The organism is Macrococcus epidermidis (genome assembly GCF_003259695.1).
Lineage (GTDB): Bacteria > Bacillota > Bacilli > Staphylococcales > Staphylococcaceae > Macrococcoides > Macrococcoides epidermidis.
The window spans coordinates 21153-41367 of the sequence record NZ_PZJH01000001.1; the positions used below are offsets into that span (position 1 = coordinate 21153).

The following is a 20215-nucleotide window of genomic DNA, read 5'->3' on the forward strand; positions in this document are numbered from 1 at the left end:
ACAAACTAAATAAAATAATACTTTTATTATTTCTTCAATATAGTAAAATTTATATTAACAAACTAATTTACTTGAGGAGAAAACAATGAAGAAATTATTAGCAGCAACACTTATCATTTCAGCATTATTACCGACAACTGGTGCAAAAGCAGCAGTGAATCAATGTGAAATACCAGGCAAATATTATGATTCGAAACCTGTAGATAGTGCGCAGAATTTAAAAGCATTACAAAACGGTACGTATCAGGCACGCGGTGTCAAATTAAATCAGTCATACAAATATGTGAAATCAAAACTAGGGCAACCTGAAACGCTGGAAATTGAGAAAGATAAAGAAGGAACGATGATGTATGTAGGATATGGTGACTATGAATTTGGATTCTATTCACCGAAACGTTATATTACACGTGATAGTTTAAAACTAATCTCTATCGAAATGTATTTAAACGATAAAGCACGTATGTTACGTCGTGATATCATTGCAACTTTAGGTGAACCAACAGGTAAGTTCCACGATGAGGACTATGCATTAGAAGAAAGCTTCAACTATTTACATGCGAAATATACAGAGATTTCAAAAGGTTATTTAGCTGAAAGTGTTGCGATGTATCATCCGAAATACGATAATCATTCACGCATATTCTATAAAGGTAACTTTAAAAAGAATCAATTGAAAAATGTAGCAGAAAAATTACCGACTATTACAGAATTAAAGGCAATGAAAAATGGTAAGTATAGTTATAAAGGGATTAAACCAGGAATGTTATCAACGGATGTTTACAAAAAAGTTGGTGCATCTAATACAGAATCATTCTTTATTGATGAAGAAGGGATGACATTGGATCAAACATACGGCGTGAATGATTGGATGATGCTTTCTTATGATTCAGAAAAGTGTGATGGCAAATATAAATTATATAATATTTCATTTGCTTATGAACAAAAGAAGCTCTCAGAAAAGCGTATAAAAGCATTGTTTGGTAAACCTGATGACACATATGGTGTTGATACATATGAAAACGAACAAGGAAAACTTGTAAAAGAGAAGACAGTTGACTATGACAATTTGAGTCTGACGTATGAAAAAGTTGGTAAAGATTATTATGTAGCTGTTGTTTCGTATACAAAATAGAAGACCGTGAGCGATTTGCTCACGGTTTTTTAGTTTTCAGACTTATGAATTTTTACGATGATGCTCTCGTTCAACTGCATCAAGTTTGTTGTCAATTGCTGAAGTATTTTGTTTCGCTGCATTTTTCGATGAGTTAATCAGCATAATTACTACCCACGCGATGATACCGAAGATAACCATTAGAAATAAGATTATCGCCAACGACATTGTCATCATTAACATGTTATCACTCCTTTAGTTTAATATTACCCCAAATCAATTGAATTATTCTACATATAAAGTTAATACACTAAAGTAATAACTTGTTAAATACTTCAATAAATTTACATACAAGATATATATTACATGATACAATGAAAGAAAAATACTGGAGGAATTAACATGAAAAAAATTATAGCATCAGCATTAGTATTATCAACATTAATCGGTGGAGGACATGCTGCTGAAGCAAAGTCACAGCCGACATGTAAAATTGAAAAGTCTGTTGACCATAAGTTTCCAAACATTAAAAATCAAAAGACGATCGATGCATTAAAGCATTTAACATATAAGTATAAAGGTGTTGGCATCGGTACAACTTATGCAGAAGTACTTAAGAAGTTAGGTGCACCGGAAACGATAAGTTATAGTTCATCTGAAGCGGGTAAAGAAGTTACTGCGCAATTTGGAAGTGTTATGATTAGTGCGATTAATCAAACTGGTAAGGGTGGATATAATCAGGCAAAAGTTTATAGTCTTGAATTTATAAACCAGGGTGATCAACGTACAACACGCGATGACATTAAGGCGATGTTAGGTAAACCGACAGATACAATGAAAGAGAAATATAGTTTATTAGAAGTTTATAACGATTTCTCAATTTCTTATAAAATCATTAATAAAAGATCTGAAATCATTGAAATGGCAATGACGGATTTGTCTAGGATTAACTCAAAATATAAAGAGAACAATACATCACGCATTAAAAATCAAAAGCCACATAAATTTACAGCGAAAGAATTACTTGCAATCAGAGATGGAAAGTATAATTTCTATGGCTTGAAGTTATGGATGACACCAGAAGCGGCAAAGAAAGCTGTTGGAGGAGCGAATGAAACTTCAACGACACGTATTGGTAAAGATTATTTAATGACACAAACATACGGTAAGGATGATTTCTTAAGTGTAGATTACCGTTCTAACGATTGTGGTAAGACATACAAAATTTCTAACTTTATGGTCGATTATGATTTTGCGAAACAATCATTAACTGATATTGAAAAAGTAGTCGGTAAACCAGATCGTTCTGAAAAAGGTAGCTATGTTGAAGAAGAGAACGGTGTGAAGGGTAAAAGAATTCCTACAGTAATGAATGAATATGGTCACTTAGCATTAAACGCTGAAAAGATTAATGGTAAGTGGAATGTATTAGATATTCAGTATGTGAGATAACAATTATTAAAGAAATCAACATCATGTTGGTTTCTTTTTTTAGTTCCATCAGAGTATGTGATGATATATCCTAATGCTACTTTCTATTTTGATTATTATAATAATGTAACAAAATTACAATTAGTTATTCATCATGGAAAATCAATAAAAAATAATATATCTAAATGGAAAAACTATAATTTTGTAAAAAATAAACCTTTATTCAGAGGAGCTGCTTCATATCCTATAGAATATTATGAATGGATAGGATTTTAATCGGATAAGCCTTGATTAATTTGTAAGAGTAGTTTAAATAAACTTATTATAAAAGAGAAAAGGAACCGTTTTTCGGTTCCTTTTTTCTTTTTATTTATAGATTACCTGGATGCCATACTTTAAATAGCTCATCAGGTACATTTTTATCTTGGTCTGGGTTATCGTTTCCGTAATTTCGATGTGTCATATACGTTGAAAAGGCTGCTAAGATTATTAATGCTGCAAGTGTAATTAAGATTACAATTAACATTATCGTCTTCTCCTTTGTGTATATTTCCGTTTCACACAATTTTTAAACATAAAAGAAGCTTATCGTGTAGATAAGCTTCTTATGGTTTCGCGATACTATTTCTTCTATACTTAACGATTGTTACAACGATCATCAGTACACTGATGATGATAAATAAAAAGTAAAGGATCGTATCAAGCGTGTTTTCTGCATATTTCATCGCAAAGATACTTAAGATGAATATGCCAATATAGATGATAATATCAAAGATAGTTGAAATAATTAGAGATGATTTCCCGTAAAATAATTCGATTAAATCGTTATTGATTAAGCCTAAAAATGTTAGTGCAATAATCGCATAGATTAAATAATCAGCAGGCGGTGCACCTTGAGATATATGTTTAAAGACGTTAATCGATAAAAATGCTACTAAAAATAAATATACATAGAAGAATAGTTTGTTATTCATAATTTCCTGCCTTTCAATGCTTTCTTGTATTATAACATTGAATGAAGGTTCTCTGAGTTGGAATTTCATTTTGAGGGTAAAGATTTGTAATAGTGTATTGGAGTGAGCGTAATGAAATTAACGATTCAGGAGTTATATGATAAATTGTATGACAATCTAGGACCACAAGGATGGTGGCCAGCTGATAATCCGTATGAGATTATTGTTGGTGCGATTCTTGTGCAGAACACAAACTGGCGCAATGTAGAGCGTTCTTTAAATAATTTACGAGAGAAGACGCAGTTTGATCCGGATAAAATATTGGCGTTAGATCTAGAAACGTTACAAACTTGTATTCAACCAAGCGGGTTCTATAAGAATAAATCAAGAGCAGTGCATAGTATCTTTCAGTGGCTAAAAGAACATGATTATGACTTTAAAGCGATTGATGCAATGTATGTTGAAAGACTACGTAGTGAGTTATTAGCCTTACCAGGCATCGGACCAGAGACCGCAGATGTATTGCTCGTCTATGTGTTTGATAAGGTCGTGTTTATTCCAGATACGTATACACGTCGTTTGTTTAAATTATTAGGTCACGCTGGAAGTGATAGTTATAAAGGATTGCAGGAAGCAGTTGAATTACCAGCAGAATTTACACCAGAACATGCGCAGGAATTTCACGGCTTGCTTGATGAATTTGGGAAACTCTATTTATCACCTAAAGGCGTGAAGAGTGAGACGTTTTTGGATGAATATTTTTGTTAAATTAATATACGGAGGAAAATATTATGATAATCAACCCAACAGTAAAGGCGATGCCGTTATTTAGTGCAATACCGAAAGTTAAAGACATTGAAGATGCAAAAGTATACTGCAATGAAAACCCAATTTATTCATGGCACGCAAATTATTATACAGTGAATCGTAAGAAGATATTGATTCTTGTAAATGATTTAACATTACTTACAATTGTAATTCAGGATGTGAATGCTGAAAGCAAGAAATATCTGGATCATTTAATTCGTGATAGAATCTTTAAAATACTTATGAGTTGTGGCATAGCGCCAGACAAAATAGAACGATATATGGATAATGTGAATGAAATACTTATAGGTAAAGGTCATAAGAGAAATATAACCGGTGTTGTAACTCAGCAAATTATGGCAGCTGAAACATTTGAATACCACGACTTATTAAGGGCGGAACTTATGGACTTTTGTAATAACATGATATTTAGTACAACAAATTATGTGAAACTGATTGATAAGACGATAGAAGTGTTTGAGGAGTTATAGAAAAAAATAAATATAAAGAGGTGTTTCTCGTGATAACGATGCCGGATATTTTAGATAAAAAGATAATTAAACGATTAAAGAAAGGGAAATTTCATTATAATGGTGCGAAGCTTACGATGTCGTATAAACAGATCAAGGACAGATTAGGTGATGGACTGAATGATAAGCCAAGCTCTGATTACCCTGGTAGTAAAATATATGACGCGAAAGCATACCCCGAAGTGATAAGTTTTAGCTTTGCTGGAAAACCTAAATGGAAGAAGAATAAATTAAAGTTAATCACGATTGATTATAATCATTTAGACCAATTTTATGATTTGAAAGCGAAAGATATTAGAAAAGCATGGGGAAAACCTGATAAGAAAAAGAAAAATTCTTTCGATTGGGATGATGAAGGAGAATTTGATACGTACACATATCGATATGGACATGCGTGGTTATGGTTTGATAAAGAAAAGAATCTGTTTGCGATGACATACTTAAATAGAAAGCTACAGAAGAAGTGGGCAGATATATAAGAAATTTGTATTTATTTATAAATATAATGCTATAATTGTAAATAAATACAAGGAGGTTGTTGTGATGAAGAAAGCATTATTATCAGCAGTATTGTTAGCAGGTCTTGTGGGTCAGGTCAATATCGCAGATGCACAGGGAGAAGTTAAGCCATGTTACACAGCAAGCAAAGTACAAGTTAAAACACCAAATATGTTAGAGCGTAAGACGATTAATGCAATAAAGTCAGGGCAATACAGCTTTGGTAGTATTAAATTAGATATGACTTATTCAGCAGTGAAGAAAGCTTTAGGTAAACCAAAGATGAAAATGATACAGCAGAATCAATTTGGGAAGATGGTTACTTTGAAATACAATCAATTGACACTTTCTTTATTCTCTAACGACCGCTACGCGAAGACAAATACAGTGAAAGTGATTGGCATTACATATAACTTTCCGAAAGAAAATAGATTTGATATAAAACAATTGCAATCTAAGTATGGTAAAGCTGAAGATATTACAACTGGTGTAAATGATAAAGATGTGAATTACAATAACTACTACTTAAAGTATAAGAAATCAGGTAAATCATGGTTACTCAATTCTATGGATCTAATGACAAAAAATGAACCTGTAATTGATGAAAATACTATGGCAAAGAATAATAAAAAGACAAAAATAGCCCATAATGGCGAGTATACAATTACGAATTCGGATATTAAAAACATGGCTAAAGGAACGTTTGCGTTAAAAGGTGCGAAGTTGAATATGACACCGGCTGCTGCAACGAAAGCAATAGGACAGGCGCTTGAAGATCGAACGATTATGACGCCAAAAGGAACAGATGTATTTCAGGAATTTGCGTTTGGATCAGTGCATTTAAGATATCAATCTAAAGATTGTGCTTCATCACCAGTGCTTAATCAAATGATATTTGATTATGATAAGCGTGGTCTAACTTTTAGTAAGATTGAAAGCTTAGTAGGTAAAGCGGATCGAACTGTGAATGGTAAAATGGATACTACGTATGTTGGCAATAAAGAAATTAAAGTGAAAACAAGAACAAACACTTACGGTCATTTAATTGCAATAGGTCAGTATTATAAAGGTGCATGGCATGTGACAGAAGTGCAGTATAAATAATTGAATAATTAATAATTGGTGGAAACCAGCTTTGGCTGGTTTCTATTTTTAAACATATGTAAAAAAATACTAAGTCTTCTATATACTAAGAAGATTGAAGATAATATAATAATTTCATTAGTTAATTCAAAAGGAGAATATAGATGAAAAAAATAATGTGCTTATTTTTAATATTCGTTGTATTCATAACTGGTTGTGATAATAGTACTGATTCTCAAAAAGAAAATGAAGACTTAAAGAGTGAAACTAAGAAAGATACTAGTAAGGCTAAAAATAAAAAAGAGATTAGTACAATAAACGATAAAAAGAATATTACCAGTACAGTTGAAGATGCTTCTGAAGAAGAAAAAAATTTAGAAAAAAATGTTTCTACGAAATCTTCAGAAGAAGTAACAAAACCTTATATAAATTTAAATAATGTAGTAGATCGAAATATATTGCATAGTATAATTTACAATAATAATTATAATGAATATGAAAAAAGAACGGCATATAACAGTGCTTTAGCAAATGGAATATTACCGCAAGGAAATGTCATAGATGGATTAACAGTAGATGCCTATGAAAGTTCTTTACGAGTGGAAAGTGGAGCTGAAAAATTAGGATATAATCAAAATAACGTTGAACAATCAAATACAACTCGAGATGTTAATGCTGAAATTAATAATGCAAAAACAAAAGATGAATATATTAATGCACTTAGAAAAAAATATAATGGTGGTTTATCATCGGGTGAAATACAAACGATGTATGCTATAGAACAAGGCTACTATGATGGAGATGATGCTGAAGAAGTTTATGAAGAGTTGAAAAGACGTAAAGCGGAAGTAAATGCTGGAATGTATAATCAATATAAAAAATAAAAAATAATTGCATAAAACCAATTAAAGATATTCCGAATATTTATTTGATGATTTAGTAAATTACTACAAGAAAATAGTATGAAAATCTAATTGATTGGTTAAATGTAAAATAGAAAAATTTTATATTAGTTATAATAGTAGAAGGAAGTATACTAAAGCGATATGATATCAAATGAAGATAGACAACATTTTAACGTAAAGGAGTACATCCGTGGAGAAAGTAAAAATTAATTATTATGACTTTAACACAAACGTATTACCAAATATAAATGATCCAGTATTAGATGGATATCCAATTGTATACATATTAAATAATAATTCAGCTAATCCCGAAGCTTACATTGGTCAAACTGTTCAAGTAAAAAGTAGAATGAAAAATCATTTAAAGAATAAAGATAGAAAGAAACTGGATAAAATGATTCTAATAGGACACGATAAATTTAATCAATCCGCAACTTATGATATAGAAACAAATCTTATTAATCATTTCATCGCTGATGAAAAATATAAGTTACAGAACAAAAGTCAGACTGCACAGCAAATAACACATAATTATTATGATAAATCTTATTATCATTCTGTAATTTTTGATGATATATGGGATAAACTAAGACAAGATGGTATCGTGAAACATACAATTGAAGATATTCGTAATAGAGATGTTTTTAAACTTTCACCATTTAAGGAATTGTCTGAAGCTCAAATGGACCTCAAAACTAAAATAATTGAATTCTGTAATAATCATATCAATGATGATACAAAAGCTGTATTTTTAATCAAAGGAGATGTAGGCACTGGAAAAAGTGTGGTTCTAAGCTCGACATTCAATACACTTCAAGACCTAGCTAAAAATAAAGATTTTCTTTATTTAGAAAATACTCTTGAGAATAATTTATATAAAACGAAAAACTATTTACTTGTAAATCACAATGAGATGCTTAAAACTTATGAAACTATTTCTGAAAGTTTACCAAATTTAAAGAAGAGTAATTTCTTAAAGCCAACACCATTCATAAATAAAAGTAAATCTGGAAAAATATCAGCAGATATTACATTAGTTGATGAAGCACATTTATTATTAACAAGATCAGATAACTTTAACGCATTTAAAGAAAATAATCAGTTAGAAGAAATTATTAAGTATAGTAAAGTAACAATAATCGTATATGACGAAAGACAATATTTAAAGATTAAATCTTCATGGACTGAAAATTTATTAAACAGATTATTAAAAGGAACTAATAGCGAACAATTCAGATTAGATAGTCAATTTAGAATGCAGGCTAATCAAGATGTAATTAACTGGTTAGATGCTTTCGTGAACAAGGATATAAAAAGAATACCTTATTCTAATAGTGATGAATTTGAATTTAAAATATACGGTAATGCTGGGGAAATGCATAATGCTATAATTGAAAAGAATAAAGAGTATAAATTATCTAGGGTTGTTTCTACTTTTGATTATATTCATAAGAAAGATGGTAATGATTATTTTGTAAATGAGCCTGACTTTTCGCTAGCCTGGAACAGGACTGATTATAAAAGTACTTGGGCTGAAGAGCCACAGACAATTAAAGAAGTTGGATCAATATATACGATACAAGGATTTGATTTGAATTATGTCGGAGTAATACTTGGCCCATCTATCGGATATGATAAAGAAAATCATCGTTTAAAAATTGATGTTTCAAAGTATAGAGATACTGAAGCATTCAGACAATCTTCTGAAGAGATTAGAACTAAAGAAGAATTATTAAAAATGAAAGAGCAAATTATATTAAATTCGATGAATGTGCTGTTAAAAAGAGGAGTAAAAGGATTATATATTTATGCAAGTAATGAAGAACTTAGAAAAGTATTACTGAATGGGGGTCTTCCGATTGAATCAGGAAATCATTGATTTAATTAATAAGTTTAGAGAAGAACGAAACTGGAATAAATATCACAATCCTAAAGATTTATCATTGTCATTAAGTATAGAAGCGGCTGAACTTCTTGAAAACTTTCAATGGATATCAAGTGAAGAAGCGGTAGAAAAGAATAGAGATAATATTGCAGAAGAATTAGCGGATGTTTTTATATATGGCATACAATTAGCAGAAGAAATGGGATTTGACATAGAAGAGATTATTAGAATGAAGATTAAAAAGAACGGTGAGAAATATCCTAGCAAGTAACCATTAGATATGGATATTTATTGAATATAAATACTTAAATTAAGAAAATAGCTAATGGGGATGATTAAGGAAATGTAAATAGGCTCTAGAACGTATGAATGAATATTCATCGTTTTAGGCCTTTTTCTATTATAGAAATAACTTTCGAAGTAGAATGATTATTGACTAAACTCCAAAAATACTATTAATTAAGATGTAGTATAAGTTATTCCTCATCATGAAATTAATAAAGTTAAAATTATTTTCAGAAAATTTAAATATAATCTTATTATTTTGTGAGACTTATATTAGAATTAAATACAAGGCTTTTAAATTTTAGAAGGAGGGATTTGCATGTTCCGTCAAACGGATATGAGTATATGGCAAGGAAGATTAGATCATGAATCAGATAATAGTCATTTCAGGATATTTCAAAGTATACATAACAATCCTGATATAGCTTCAGATTATGCGATATTAGGTTACGCAATTGACGAAGGTGTTAGACTCAATAAAGGACGTATTGGAGCTAAACAGGGTCTGGAAGCTATCCGTAGAGCATTTGCTAACTTACCTAATTTAAGTGATCGACAGTTTATTGACTATGGTAATTATTATTGTGAGGACGAATCTTTACTAGATGTTCAGAAACAATTTGGTGATAAAGTTGCGGATATTCTTCATAAACATAAGATGACTTTTCTTATTGGTGGGGGACATGATATTGCGTATGCCCAGTATCTTGGTATGAGAAAATTATATCCAAATGATAGCATTGGTGTTATTAATATTGATGCTCATTTTGATACGAGACATGAAGAATATCCTACATCAGGAACAAGTTTTTCATACATTCTTGAAGATGGACATAATAACGGTTATTTAGTATTAGGGATTCAGAGAGCGGGTAACACTAAAGCATTATTTGAATATGCTGAACAAAAGAATATTGATTATGTTCTAGCTGATGATCTTCAAGGTAATATGAACAGTGTGATAGAAAAAATTGATTCATTCATTGAGCAATATGATCATATTTTACTAACTTTATGTATGGATGTTATTGACAGTGCATATGCTCCAGGTGTCAGTGCTCCAGCTGTTTTTGGATTAACTCCTTTCCAGGTTAATACTATTTTACAAACTGTTATGAAAAGTGAAAAAGTAAATAATTTTAGTATTGCTGAAATGAATCCTGAGTATGATAATGATCAACGAACTGCTAAGTTAATTGCTCAAATAATGCATCGTACTATTTTTTAATTAAAACCAACAAAGGGGTAATAAATATGACAATAACATTAAATGATATTACAACAGTTTTGCTTGCTTTTATTGTATATTTGGTTGGAGAGTTTTTAATAAAAAAATTAAAATTTTTATATCGTTTTGCGATACCAGCGCCAGTAATTGGGGGATTACTGTTTGCTGTAATAGCATGGATATTATCGAGTATGAATATACTAACGTTTAAATTAAATACTGACTTTCAGACTTTATTTATGCTTGCCTTCTTTACGACGATTGGATTAGGCGCTAGTTTTTCATTAATTAAATTAGGTGGAAGATTATTAGTGATCTATTGGTTAGCATGTGGCTTCCTAGCATTAATGCAGAACGTTATTGGTGTGAGCATTGCATCGATGTTCGGAATGCAACCTTTAATGGGAGTAGTTATGGGTGCAGCATCTATGGAAGGAGGACATGGTGCAGTTACGGCTTACGGTTCAACAATTGAAGAAATGGGAGCTACCGGCGCATTATCAATTGGTTTAGCTTCAGCTACATTAGGTTTAATTTCTGGTGGGCTAGTTGGTGGTCCAGTTGTACAAAGTATGATCAGAAAGTTTAATTTAAAGCCAACTGAAGAAAGTACAGAATTGAATACCCATTATGAAAGACACGAAAGTATTGATTCAAGTCAATTTATCATGACCTCAGCTGTTATTGCATTTTGTATGGCGATTGGTTCATTACTCGGAGAGTGGTTTACTAATGTAACAGGATTTGCATTACCTGGTTATGTAGGAGCTATGTTTTTAGCGGTTATTGTAAGAAATGTTATTGAAGGGATTAAACCTGAAATTATTAACCTCAAAATTAATAGTATGATTGGCGATATAACACTTGCTGTGTTCTTATCAATGGCGTTAATGAGTATTAATTTTGCTGAAATCTCAGGAAACGTAGTACCAATTTTTGTCACACTTATCGCTCAAGTACTATTTATTGTATTGTTCGGTCGATTTGTATTATTTAATTTATTAGGTAAATCATTCGATAGCGCAATTATGATAGCAGGGTTTTTAGGACATGGATTAGGAGCTACTCCTAATGCGATGGCAAATATGGATTCTGTTACTAAACAGTTTGGTCCTTCAAGAAAAGCGTTTTTAATTGTACCAGTCGTAGGTGCATTTTTAATTGATATATTTGCAGTACCGATTATTATTACAACTATGAATATGTTTGGAAATTAAATATTATGGCTTATTGTCCTCAAAAATTTTATTTTTGAGGATTTTTTTAGAAAGAAAATATCAGTTAATTTTATTTATTTCATTGACAGAATTATCAGATAATGATTAACTTATAAATGTAAACGTTTACTTTAAAGAGGTGTAGAATGGTTTCGTCAAAAGAAGTCGCAAGATTAGCAGGAGTTTCACAATCAACAGTTTCAAGAGTAATAAACAATCCAAAATCAGTCAGAAAAGACAAACGTGATAGAGTAGAAAAGGTCATGAAAGAATTAAAATATAGACCGAATTCTATCGCTCGCTCACTAATCAGCAATAAAACAAATCAAATTGCTTTAATTTCAGGTACTTTAAACAGTCCATTCTTTGTTGAATCTACGAAATATATTGTTGATTATGCTAGTGCACATGGTTATAACGTCAATGTATATTTTGAAGAAGAATCAAAGATGAAGAATGTTTATGACAATGTATTTTCAAACACGACTGATGGGATCATACTGTCTTCGATGTATTATGAAAGTGACCATTTCGAGGATTTTGAGTATTTAAATGTGCCTTACATCATGTATAACCGTAGACATAAAAATGGCGGTAATTACGTTGAAATGGATAACTATAATGCGGGTAGAGAAGCGGTAAAATTTTTAAAGTCTAAAGGGCATGACAATATATTATATTTAGGTGGTTTACTAAATAAATCTACGTTTATGGATCGATTACGTGGTTACAAGGATGAGCTAACTGCGCAAAACATGCCTATCGTTGATGAGAATATTATTGTGACACAAGAGACATATGATTCAATTGAACCGATACTTTTAGATGTTTTTAATAGAGAAAAGAAACCTACTGCTATTTTTGCAACGACAGATATGATCGCATTATTTGTTTTTGATATTTTAAGTAAATATGGATACGCTATTCCGGATGATTTTGCATTAATAAGTATTGATAATACTGAGGCGATGCAGCACAGGCATTTTAACTTAACATCCATTGGTGTAAGTACAGACGAAACGATGGCACAAGTTGCGATTACAAAGTTGATTGATGCTATAGAGAGTAATGAAGATTTAAATTGTCAAATCACGTTACCGATTCAAGTTTACGATAGGGGTACAGTTTAATATTTTAAGTATTTTTGAATACGTATTCAAAATGATATATTTTTTACTCGTTTTTGAATACGTATTCAAAATCATGGCAAAACTAAATAATCAGTCTAAAGGGGATGCTTAGATGAAAGCTTTAACACGTTTTTCTACGCGGTTAATGGAAAGGTTTTTACCTGATCCGCTTGTCATTGTAGTTTTGTTAACACTCTTTGTTTATGTCACTGGTATATTCACGACTAAAACTGGTCCACTCGAAATGGTTACTTTCTGGGGTGATGGTTTCTGGGCTTTACTGACTTTTACAATTCAAATGGCATTAATTCTTTTATTAGGTCACGTTATGGCGATGAGTAAACCATTTAGCAAACTTTTAGAGAAATTAGCGAGATTGCCACGTTCTGCTGGACAAGCAATCCTTATGGTTTCTTTTGTTGCTGCTCTTGCTTGTTTTATCAACTGGGGGTTCGGATTAGTACTTGGTGTTTTATTTGCAAAAGAAGTAGCAAGAGTAAGAGATGATACAGACTATAGATTGCTGATTGCTAGTAGTTATTCTGGTTTCTTAATCTGGCACGGTGGATTGTCAGGGTCGATTCCACTAACTATTGCTACAGCTGGTCATCCGTTTGAAAAACAAATGGGACTTGTACCTGTAAGTGAAACTATTTTCTCAACGTGGAATTTACTTTTAGTTGCAATACTTATGATTTCAATTCCCGTTTTAAATTATTTTATGCTCCCGAAAAAAGAGGATCGTTTCATTATTGAAAAAGCTTTATTGGTCGAAAATACAGAGGAAGTAATTGATAAGAAAGATTTAACTCCAGCAGAAAGATTAGAGCATAGTGTGATTTTAAATTACTTAATCGGTCTCATTGGATTAGTGTATATTGTTTATTTCTTCAGCAAGAATGGCTTCAATATAAATCTTGATATTGTGAATTTTATCTTCTTGTTTGTAGGATTAATACTTCATGGAACACCTAGAAATTATATTAATGCTGTGAATGAAGCAGCTAAAGGAGTAGGTTCAATTCTTATTCAGTTCCCGTTCTATGCAGGTTTAATGGGAATGATGACTCAATCTGGCGTTGCGAAGAACATAACTGATACTTTCTTAAGTATTTCAAATGAGCATACTTTTCCAGCATTAGCCTTTTTAAGTGCTGGAGTAGTAAATTTCTTTGTGCCTAGTGGTGGAGGGCAATGGGCTGTTCAAGGGCCAATTATGATTGAAGCAGCTAAAGAGCTTGGCGTGAGTAAAGCAGTTATGTCTATGGCAATTGCCTGGGGAGATGCATGGACAAATATGATTCAGCCTTTCTGGGCGTTACCGGCACTCGCTATTGCAGGTTTAAAAGCTAAAGATATTATGGGCTTTTGTTTATTTGTTTTAATTCTATCTGGCGTTATTATTACTGGAATGTTTTTAATTATTTCTTTATAGGAGGAATTTAAATGGAAAAGGTAGTTATCGTTTCTGCTTTAAGAACAGCTATTGGCTCTTTTGGAGGGACTTTAAAAGATGTCCCCGCTCATGAAATGGGTTCAAAATTAATTGAAGCTACGGTAAAACAACTTAATTTAGATGCAAACGAAGTGGATGAAGTTATTTTAGGCAATGTATTGCAGGCAGGTCAAGGACAAAATCCTGCACGTATTGCAACGATTAACGGTGGTTTAAATCAGTCAACATCTGCCATGACTATCAATAAAGTTTGTGGATCTGGTTTGAAAGCAGTAGAGCTCGGCTATCAATCTATTCTACTTGGTGATAACGCTATTGTCATTGTAGGTGGAATGGAGAATATGTCTTTATCACCACATGTATTAGAAGGTGGTAGATTTGGTTTTAAGATGGGTGATCAAAAGTTAAAAGATACTATGATTTATGATGGTTTAACAGATTATTTTAATCAATATCATATGGGTATTACAGCTGAAAATTTAGCGGAAAAATATAGTATTACAAGGGATGAACAAGATGAATTTGCACTAGCCTCTCAAGAAAAAGCAAATAGAGCGATTGCAGACAATAAATTTAAAGATGAAATTATCCCGATAGAAATACCAGTCCGTAAAGGGGATCCTATTGTTTTTGAAGTTGATGAGTTCCCGAGAGCTGGGCTTACAATTGAAAGTTTAAATAAGCTTCGTCCGGCATTTAAAAAAGATGGAACTGTTACTGCAGGAACTTCTTCAGGAATAAATGACGGTGCAGCAATTCTTTGTTTAATGACTGAATCTAAAGCAAAAGAAAAAGGGCTTGATATTTTAGCGACAATTGAAGGGTTTGGTAAGAGTGGTGTTGATCCTGAAATCATGGGGATTGGCCCGGTCGAAGCAGTTAAATCAGTGTTGAATAAAACAAATATTCCATTTGAAGAAATAGACTTGATAGAGAGTAATGAAGCATTTGCAGCACAAAGTTTAGCTGTTGGAAAAGAACTCAATTATGATTTCGATAAAGTAAATGTAAATGGTGGAGCAATTGCATTAGGTCATCCGATTGGTGCATCCGGAGCAAGAATTCTAGTTACGTTATTACATGAAATGAAGAAAAGAGATAGTAAAAAAGGCCTGGCAACACTTTGTATCGGTGGTGGACAAGGAATCTCTATCATTGTATCTCGATAATAAAAGGAGGAAATTCGAATGAGCAAAGTAATCAATGATATCAATGAAGGTATTAAAGATTTAAAGGATGGAATGACATTAGTAGTCGGAGGATTTGGTTTATGTGGTATACCTGAACATTCAATAAAAGCAATCAAAGATAAAGGTACTAAAGATTTAACAGTTGTGAGTAATAACTGTGGTGTTGATGATTTTGGATTAGGTTTGTTACTTCACGATAAACAAGTTAAAAAGATGATTAGTTCTTATGTAGGAGAAAACAAAACTTTTGAAAGCCAATATTTGAGTGGCGAATTAGAAGTTGAACTTACACCACAAGGTACACTTGCAGAGAAGTTAAGAGCTGGTGGTGCGGGTATTCCTGGTTTCTATACTAAGACAGGTGTTGGAACACCGATTGCTGAAGGAAAAGAAACAAAAGTATTTAATGATGAAGAATATTTATTAGAAGAATCAATCGTTGGTGATTATGCCTTAGTTAAAGCTTGGAAAGCTGATAAGTTAGGGAATCTTATATACCGAAAAACAGCAAGAAACTTTAATCCGCTGTGTGCGACTGCAGGTAAAATCACTATTGCGGAAGTTGAAGAAATTGTTGAGGTTGGAGAACTAGATCCAGATCAAATCCATACACCTGGTATTTATGTTCAGCATGTTTATTTAGGTGACAATTTTGAGAAACGTATTGAACGTACGGTATTAAAGGGGGAGAAATAAATGGCAGATAGAAGTGTAATTATTAAACGTGCAGCTGAGGAAATAAAAAGCAATATGTATATTAATTTAGGGATAGGAATGCCTACATTAGTAGCAAACGAAGCAAATGATCGTGTAGAAAATGTATTCTATCAATCAGAAAATGGTTTATTAGGAATTGGGCCATACCCTACTGAAGAAGAAGTGGATGCAGATTTAATTAATGCAGGTAAAGAAACGGTTACAGCAGCAAAAGGAGCGGTATATTTTGATTCTGCAGAGAGTTTCGGAATGATTCGTGGTGGGCATATTGATTTAGCAATTTTAGGCGGTATGGAAGTGAGTCAATCTGGAGATTTAGCGAACTGGATGATACCTAAGAAATTAGTTAAAGGGATGGGTGGTGCGATGGATTTAGTTCACGGTGCTAAAGAAGTTATTGTTGTCATGGAACATATGAATAAGCATGGTGAATCTAAAGTTAAAAAAGAGTGCAGTCTTCCTTTAACAGGTAAACAAGTCGTCAATAAACTCATTACTGATTTAGCTGTATTTGAATTTGTGGATGGAAAAATGTATTTAACAGAATTGCTTAACGGAACAACGGAAGAATATTTAAAGGAACATACAGAAGCATCATATGAAATAAATTTTAAGTAAGTTGATTAAAGCAAAGGGGCTTGCAAAAGTTAAGGTGGGAATATATGGATTTAATTATTGTTTTATTAGCACTTGGTTTATTAATGTTTGTAGCATATAAAGGTTATTCAGTAATATTATTTGCACCACTATGTGCATTATTAGCAGTGTTATTAACTAATCCTCATCATATGCTTCCGTTTTTCTCAGAAGTATTCATGTTGAAGATGTCAGGCTTTATTAAAAGTTATTTTGCAGTATTCTTATTGGGGGCTATATTTGGTAAGGTCATTGAGCTATCAGGAATTGCAGAGATAATTGCTAAATTTATTGTAAGGGTAATTGGTGCTAAAAATGCGATCGCTGCTATAGTTCTATTATGTGCAGTATTAACTTATAGTGGTGTAAGTTTATTCGTCGTAGTATTTGCAGTATATCCATTTGCAAAGAAATTATTCCAGGAGGCAAATATCACAAAACGACTTATACCTGGGACAATAGCATTAGGTGCATTTAGTTTTACAATGGATGCTTTACCTGGAACACCTCAAATTCAGAATGTTATTCCAACACCGTTCTTTAAAACCGATATATATGCTGCACCAATTTTAGGGGTATTGGGAAGTATGTTTGTATTGATACTCGGTTTAACGTATCTTGAGTGGAGTAAAAGAAAATCAATTAAAAATGGTGAAGGTTATTACGGTATTAATAATGAAATTGAAGAAAACGAAGAGAATGTGGAATACGGTGAAGATGTTAAAGGTTTAAAAGTGTTATTAGCGTTTTTACCATTAGTTTTAGTTGCTGTGACAAATAGAGTCTTAACAACGTATCTACCAAAAATATATGGGGAACAATTTAAATTTGATGGTACAGGTGTGAAAGATACACCACCCATTGAAATTAAGACTGTAATAGCAATATGGTCACTTGAATCCGCTTTATTACTTGGTATCCTAGCGGCAATACTATTTAACTTCAAACGTGTAACTTCTCAGTTTAAAGTTGGTGTAAATGCAGCAATCGCAGGTAGTTTATTAGCTGTTATGAACACAGGTGCTGAATATGGATTTGGTGGTGTGATCGCAGCTTTACCAGGATTTAAAATGATAAGTAATGGCATTTCTAGTGCTATTGATAACCCATTAATAAATGGTGCAGTTACGACTACAGTTCTAGCGGGGGTAACGGGAAGTGCCTCAGGTGGGATGAGTATTGCATTAGGTGTAATGGGAGAATCATATGTAAAGATGATTGAAGCGGCAAATATATCACCGGAAGTAATGCACAGAGTCATCTCGATGGCATCTGGAGGTATGGATACTTTACCACATAATGGTGCAGTAATCACATTGCTTGCAGTAACAGGATTAACACATAAGCAATCATATAAAGACATATTTGCAGTAACAATAATTAAAACTTTAGCTGTATTCTTTATTATCGGTATTTATAGTTTAACAGGATTAGTATAGGAGGAGGAAAAAATGCAGACTGCAATAATTACAGGTGCTGCTTCAGGTATAGGTTTGGAATTAACGAAAGCTTATATTAACGAAGGTTATAATGTAGTAATGGTGGACATTAATGAAGAAAAACTTAAAAGTGAATCAGCAAACTTTAATCAAGATCAAGTATTAACAATCAAATGTGATGTCACGAAAGAAGAGGACATAAAAAATGTTGTGGATTCAACTTTGTCTCACTTTGATTCAATCGATGTATTAATCAATAATGCAGGATTACAGCATGTGAGCATGATAGAAGACTTCCCGAGTGAGAAGTTTGAAATGATGATCAATATTATGCTCGTTGCACCATTTAAATTTATAAAATACGTTTCACCTATCATGAAGAAACAGAACTATGGCAGAATATTAAATATGAGTTCAATAAATGGTGTTATCGGATTTAGCGGAAAAAGTGCTTATAATTCAGCTAAGCATGGACTGATCGGTTTAACAAAAGTCGCAGCTTTAGAATTAGCGACAAATGGTATCACTGTAAATGCAATTTGCCCAGGATACATTGATACACCATTAGTAAGAGGGCAAATGGAAGATCTCGCGAAGACGAGAAATGTCTCAGTAGAACAAGTTTTAGATGAAGTGATCTTCCCGTTAGTACCTCAAAAGAAATTAATTGATATAAAGGAGATTTGTGATTATTGTATTTTCCTAAGTAAAGAAACAACGACAGCAGTAACAGGGCAAAGTATAATCATAGACGGCGGTTATACAGTGCAATAATAATGAGGTGATTAAATGACAGTCACAATATTAGGTGCAGGGATAATGGGTAGAACGATAGCATTGTCCTTTGCACTAGCGAATATTGATGTGAATTTATATGATGTAACAAACGAAAGTTTAGAGCTTGCTCAAAAGAAGATACTAGAACATTTAGAAATACAAAAAGAATACAATTTAGTAGATGACGAAACAAAGATTATGAGTCATATCGATTTTGTAGATAATCTTGAAGAAGCTGTTAAAGAAAGTGAATTTATTATTGAAGCGGTTCCTGAAGTATTAAAAATTAAGGAAGCATTGTATAGTAAATTGAGTGATCTGTTGACAGAAGATATTATCGTAGCTTCTAACACATCTACATTTAGTCTAGAGAAATTGCAAAAACTCTATCATTATAAAGATAAAATATGTATTACGCATTACTTCAATCCAGCACATCTTGTACCATTAGTAGAAGTTGTGACAAATTCAATGACAGAACAAGATATTAGTTTTGTAAAAACATTATTAGAGAAAAGCGGGAAAGAAGTTATTCTTTTAAATCAGGATATCGATGGATTTGTAGTAAATAGATTACAAGCAGCACTACTAAGAGAAGCATTTAATCTGGTAGAAAATAATATTGCCTCATTTGAAGACATTGATAAAGCCGTTAAATTTGGTCCGGGGTTAAGATGGGCATTAAACGGACCGTTTGAAATTGCAGATTTCGGTGGTTTAGATACTTGGGATAAAGTCGTTTCAAATTTATTCCCCGACCTAAGTAACAGACAAGATACGCCAGAAAAGCTCATAGAGAAAAATAAGCTTAATGAATTAGGAACAAAGACAGGCAAAGGATTTTATGATTATTCTAAAGTTGATTTAGTTAATGCAGAAAAAGACCGTGAGAAACAAATGATTGAAATATTGATTACTAAGAATAAATGAAAAAATT

General features: G+C 32.2%; 22 protein-coding genes. 19 read left to right on the top strand and 3 right to left on the bottom strand.

What is annotated here, in order from left to right; all coding sequences use genetic code 11:
* Nucleotides 1-85 precede the first annotated feature (85 nt).
* On the top strand, nucleotides 86-1132 hold the full coding sequence (locus tag BHU61_RS00195) for a hypothetical protein (protein WP_111714068.1): 1047 nt from the start codon (nucleotides 86-88) through the stop codon (nucleotides 1130-1132).
* 42 nt (nucleotides 1133-1174) lie between these two features.
* Here BHU61_RS00195 and BHU61_RS00200 read toward each other — a convergent pair whose 3' ends face one another.
* Nucleotides 1175-1354 carry a hypothetical protein gene (locus BHU61_RS00200; protein WP_111714069.1) on the bottom strand — a complete coding sequence of 60 codons (180 nt, stop codon included), beginning with the start codon at nucleotides 1352-1354 and terminating at the stop codon, nucleotides 1175-1177.
* Between the two features lie 159 nt (nucleotides 1355-1513).
* Between BHU61_RS00200 and BHU61_RS00205 the strand changes: the two genes are divergently transcribed.
* Nucleotides 1514-2563 (top strand): hypothetical protein, encoded by a 1050-nt coding sequence (locus BHU61_RS00205; protein ID WP_111714070.1) that lies wholly within the window; start codon nucleotides 1514-1516, stop codon nucleotides 2561-2563.
* A 349-nt stretch (nucleotides 2564-2912) separates the two neighbouring features.
* On the opposite strand, the gene BHU61_RS13325 is transcribed toward BHU61_RS00205, so the two are convergent.
* Both BHU61_RS13325 and BHU61_RS00215 read right to left on the bottom strand, forming a co-directional pair.
* Entirely contained in the window at nucleotides 2913-3068 is a 156-nt protein-coding gene (locus tag BHU61_RS13325; protein WP_170122411.1) for a hypothetical protein, read from the bottom strand.
* 79 nt (nucleotides 3069-3147) lie between these two features.
* Complete coding sequence (locus BHU61_RS00215; RefSeq protein WP_111714072.1) at nucleotides 3148-3516, bottom strand: hypothetical protein; 369 nt, start codon at nucleotides 3514-3516, stop codon at nucleotides 3148-3150.
* A gap of 111 nt (nucleotides 3517-3627) precedes the next feature.
* Here BHU61_RS00215 and BHU61_RS00220 point away from each other — a divergent pair, with 111 nt between their 5' ends.
* The 17 genes from BHU61_RS00220 (at nucleotide 3628) to BHU61_RS00300 (ending at nucleotide 20208) form a co-directional block, all read left to right on the top strand.
* Nucleotides 3628-4263, top strand: a complete 636-nt coding sequence (locus BHU61_RS00220; RefSeq protein WP_111714073.1) for an endonuclease III domain-containing protein — start codon at nucleotides 3628-3630, stop codon at nucleotides 4261-4263.
* 23 nt (nucleotides 4264-4286) lie between these two features.
* The gene (locus BHU61_RS00225) at nucleotides 4287-4793 is read left to right on the top strand and encodes a DUF6933 domain-containing protein (protein ID WP_111714074.1); all 507 of its coding nucleotides are present in this window, start codon (nucleotides 4287-4289) and stop codon (nucleotides 4791-4793) included.
* A gap of 29 nt (nucleotides 4794-4822) precedes the next feature.
* Nucleotides 4823-5311: a hypothetical protein gene (locus BHU61_RS00230; RefSeq protein WP_111714075.1), complete on the top strand. Its 489-nt coding sequence runs from the start codon at nucleotides 4823-4825 to the stop codon at nucleotides 5309-5311.
* 64 nt (nucleotides 5312-5375) lie between these two features.
* Nucleotides 5376-6434 carry a ubiquitin family protein gene (locus BHU61_RS00235; RefSeq protein WP_111714076.1) on the top strand — a complete coding sequence of 353 codons (1059 nt, stop codon included), beginning with the start codon at nucleotides 5376-5378 and terminating at the stop codon, nucleotides 6432-6434.
* Nucleotides 6435-6577: 143 nt separating this feature from the next.
* Nucleotides 6578-7297, top strand: a complete 720-nt coding sequence (locus BHU61_RS00240) for a hypothetical protein (protein ID WP_111714077.1) — start codon at nucleotides 6578-6580, stop codon at nucleotides 7295-7297.
* 211 nt (nucleotides 7298-7508) lie between these two features.
* The gene (locus BHU61_RS00245) at nucleotides 7509-9197 is read left to right on the top strand and encodes a DUF2075 domain-containing protein (RefSeq protein ID WP_111714078.1); all 1689 of its coding nucleotides are present in this window, start codon (nucleotides 7509-7511) and stop codon (nucleotides 9195-9197) included.
* Nucleotides 9163-9474, top strand: a complete 312-nt coding sequence (locus tag BHU61_RS00250; protein ID WP_111714079.1) for a nucleotide pyrophosphohydrolase — start codon at nucleotides 9163-9165, stop codon at nucleotides 9472-9474. Before BHU61_RS00245 ends, BHU61_RS00250 begins: the two co-directional genes overlap by 35 nt.
* Nucleotides 9475-9807: 333 nt before the next feature.
* Nucleotides 9808-10716 carry a formimidoylglutamase gene (gene hutG, locus BHU61_RS00255; protein WP_111714080.1) on the top strand — a complete coding sequence of 303 codons (909 nt, stop codon included), beginning with the start codon at nucleotides 9808-9810 and terminating at the stop codon, nucleotides 10714-10716.
* A gap of 26 nt (nucleotides 10717-10742) precedes the next feature.
* Nucleotides 10743-11933, top strand: a complete 1191-nt coding sequence (gene gltS, locus BHU61_RS00260) for a sodium/glutamate symporter (protein WP_111714081.1) — start codon at nucleotides 10743-10745, stop codon at nucleotides 11931-11933.
* 146 nt (nucleotides 11934-12079) lie between these two features.
* Nucleotides 12080-13063, top strand: a complete 984-nt coding sequence (locus tag BHU61_RS00265; protein ID WP_111714082.1) for a LacI family DNA-binding transcriptional regulator — start codon at nucleotides 12080-12082, stop codon at nucleotides 13061-13063.
* A gap of 112 nt (nucleotides 13064-13175) precedes the next feature.
* The gene (locus tag BHU61_RS00270; RefSeq protein ID WP_111714083.1) at nucleotides 13176-14498 is read left to right on the top strand and encodes a short-chain fatty acid transporter; all 1323 of its coding nucleotides are present in this window, start codon (nucleotides 13176-13178) and stop codon (nucleotides 14496-14498) included.
* An 11-nt stretch (nucleotides 14499-14509) separates the two neighbouring features.
* Nucleotides 14510-15688 carry an acetyl-CoA C-acetyltransferase gene (locus tag BHU61_RS00275; protein WP_111714084.1) on the top strand — a complete coding sequence of 393 codons (1179 nt, stop codon included), beginning with the start codon at nucleotides 14510-14512 and terminating at the stop codon, nucleotides 15686-15688.
* An 18-nt stretch (nucleotides 15689-15706) separates the two neighbouring features.
* Nucleotides 15707-16405 carry a CoA transferase subunit A gene (locus BHU61_RS00280; protein WP_111714085.1) on the top strand — a complete coding sequence of 233 codons (699 nt, stop codon included), beginning with the start codon at nucleotides 15707-15709 and terminating at the stop codon, nucleotides 16403-16405.
* Nucleotides 16406-17044, top strand: coding sequence for a 3-oxoacid CoA-transferase subunit B (locus BHU61_RS00285; protein WP_111714086.1), 639 nt, complete (start codon nucleotides 16406-16408; stop codon nucleotides 17042-17044). It begins immediately after the preceding gene.
* Nucleotides 17045-17088: 44 nt separating this feature from the next.
* Nucleotides 17089-18501, top strand: a complete 1413-nt coding sequence (locus tag BHU61_RS00290; RefSeq protein WP_111714087.1) for a GntP family permease — start codon at nucleotides 17089-17091, stop codon at nucleotides 18499-18501.
* A gap of 12 nt (nucleotides 18502-18513) precedes the next feature.
* Nucleotides 18514-19275 (top strand): 3-hydroxybutyrate dehydrogenase, encoded by a 762-nt coding sequence (locus BHU61_RS00295; RefSeq protein WP_111714088.1) that lies wholly within the window; start codon nucleotides 18514-18516, stop codon nucleotides 19273-19275.
* A gap of 15 nt (nucleotides 19276-19290) precedes the next feature.
* A complete protein-coding gene (locus tag BHU61_RS00300; RefSeq protein ID WP_111714089.1) occupies nucleotides 19291-20208 on the top strand; it encodes a 3-hydroxyacyl-CoA dehydrogenase family protein in 918 nt (305 codons plus the stop codon).
* The last annotated feature ends 7 nt before the right edge of the window (nucleotides 20209-20215 follow it).

Coding starts and splice junctions, on each gene's coding strand:
- BHU61_RS00195 (WP_111714068.1), top strand. CDS start 86: ATGAAGAAATTATTAGCAGCAACACTTATCATTTCAGCATTATTACCG.
- BHU61_RS00200 (WP_111714069.1), bottom strand. CDS start 1,354: ATGTTAATGATGACAATGTCGTTGGCGATAATCTTATTTCTAATGGTT.
- BHU61_RS00205 (WP_111714070.1), top strand. CDS start 1,514: ATGAAAAAAATTATAGCATCAGCATTAGTATTATCAACATTAATCGGT.
- BHU61_RS13325 (WP_170122411.1), bottom strand. CDS start 3,068: ATGTTAATTGTAATCTTAATTACACTTGCAGCATTAATAATCTTAGCA.
- BHU61_RS00215 (WP_111714072.1), bottom strand. CDS start 3,516: ATGAATAACAAACTATTCTTCTATGTATATTTATTTTTAGTAGCATTT.
- BHU61_RS00220 (WP_111714073.1), top strand. CDS start 3,628: ATGAAATTAACGATTCAGGAGTTATATGATAAATTGTATGACAATCTA.
- BHU61_RS00225 (WP_111714074.1), top strand. CDS start 4,287: ATGATAATCAACCCAACAGTAAAGGCGATGCCGTTATTTAGTGCAATA.
- BHU61_RS00235 (WP_111714076.1), top strand. CDS start 5,376: ATGAAGAAAGCATTATTATCAGCAGTATTGTTAGCAGGTCTTGTGGGT.
- BHU61_RS00240 (WP_111714077.1), top strand. CDS start 6,578: ATGAAAAAAATAATGTGCTTATTTTTAATATTCGTTGTATTCATAACT.
- BHU61_RS00250 (WP_111714079.1), top strand. CDS start 9,163: ATGGGGGTCTTCCGATTGAATCAGGAAATCATTGATTTAATTAATAAG.
- hutG (WP_111714080.1), top strand. CDS start 9,808: ATGTTCCGTCAAACGGATATGAGTATATGGCAAGGAAGATTAGATCAT.
- gltS (WP_111714081.1), top strand. CDS start 10,743: ATGACAATAACATTAAATGATATTACAACAGTTTTGCTTGCTTTTATT.
- BHU61_RS00265 (WP_111714082.1), top strand. CDS start 12,080: ATGGTTTCGTCAAAAGAAGTCGCAAGATTAGCAGGAGTTTCACAATCA.
- BHU61_RS00270 (WP_111714083.1), top strand. CDS start 13,176: ATGAAAGCTTTAACACGTTTTTCTACGCGGTTAATGGAAAGGTTTTTA.
- BHU61_RS00275 (WP_111714084.1), top strand. CDS start 14,510: ATGGAAAAGGTAGTTATCGTTTCTGCTTTAAGAACAGCTATTGGCTCT.
- BHU61_RS00280 (WP_111714085.1), top strand. CDS start 15,707: ATGAGCAAAGTAATCAATGATATCAATGAAGGTATTAAAGATTTAAAG.
- BHU61_RS00285 (WP_111714086.1), top strand. CDS start 16,406: ATGGCAGATAGAAGTGTAATTATTAAACGTGCAGCTGAGGAAATAAAA.
- BHU61_RS00290 (WP_111714087.1), top strand. CDS start 17,089: ATGGATTTAATTATTGTTTTATTAGCACTTGGTTTATTAATGTTTGTA.
- BHU61_RS00295 (WP_111714088.1), top strand. CDS start 18,514: ATGCAGACTGCAATAATTACAGGTGCTGCTTCAGGTATAGGTTTGGAA.
- BHU61_RS00300 (WP_111714089.1), top strand. CDS start 19,291: ATGACAGTCACAATATTAGGTGCAGGGATAATGGGTAGAACGATAGCA.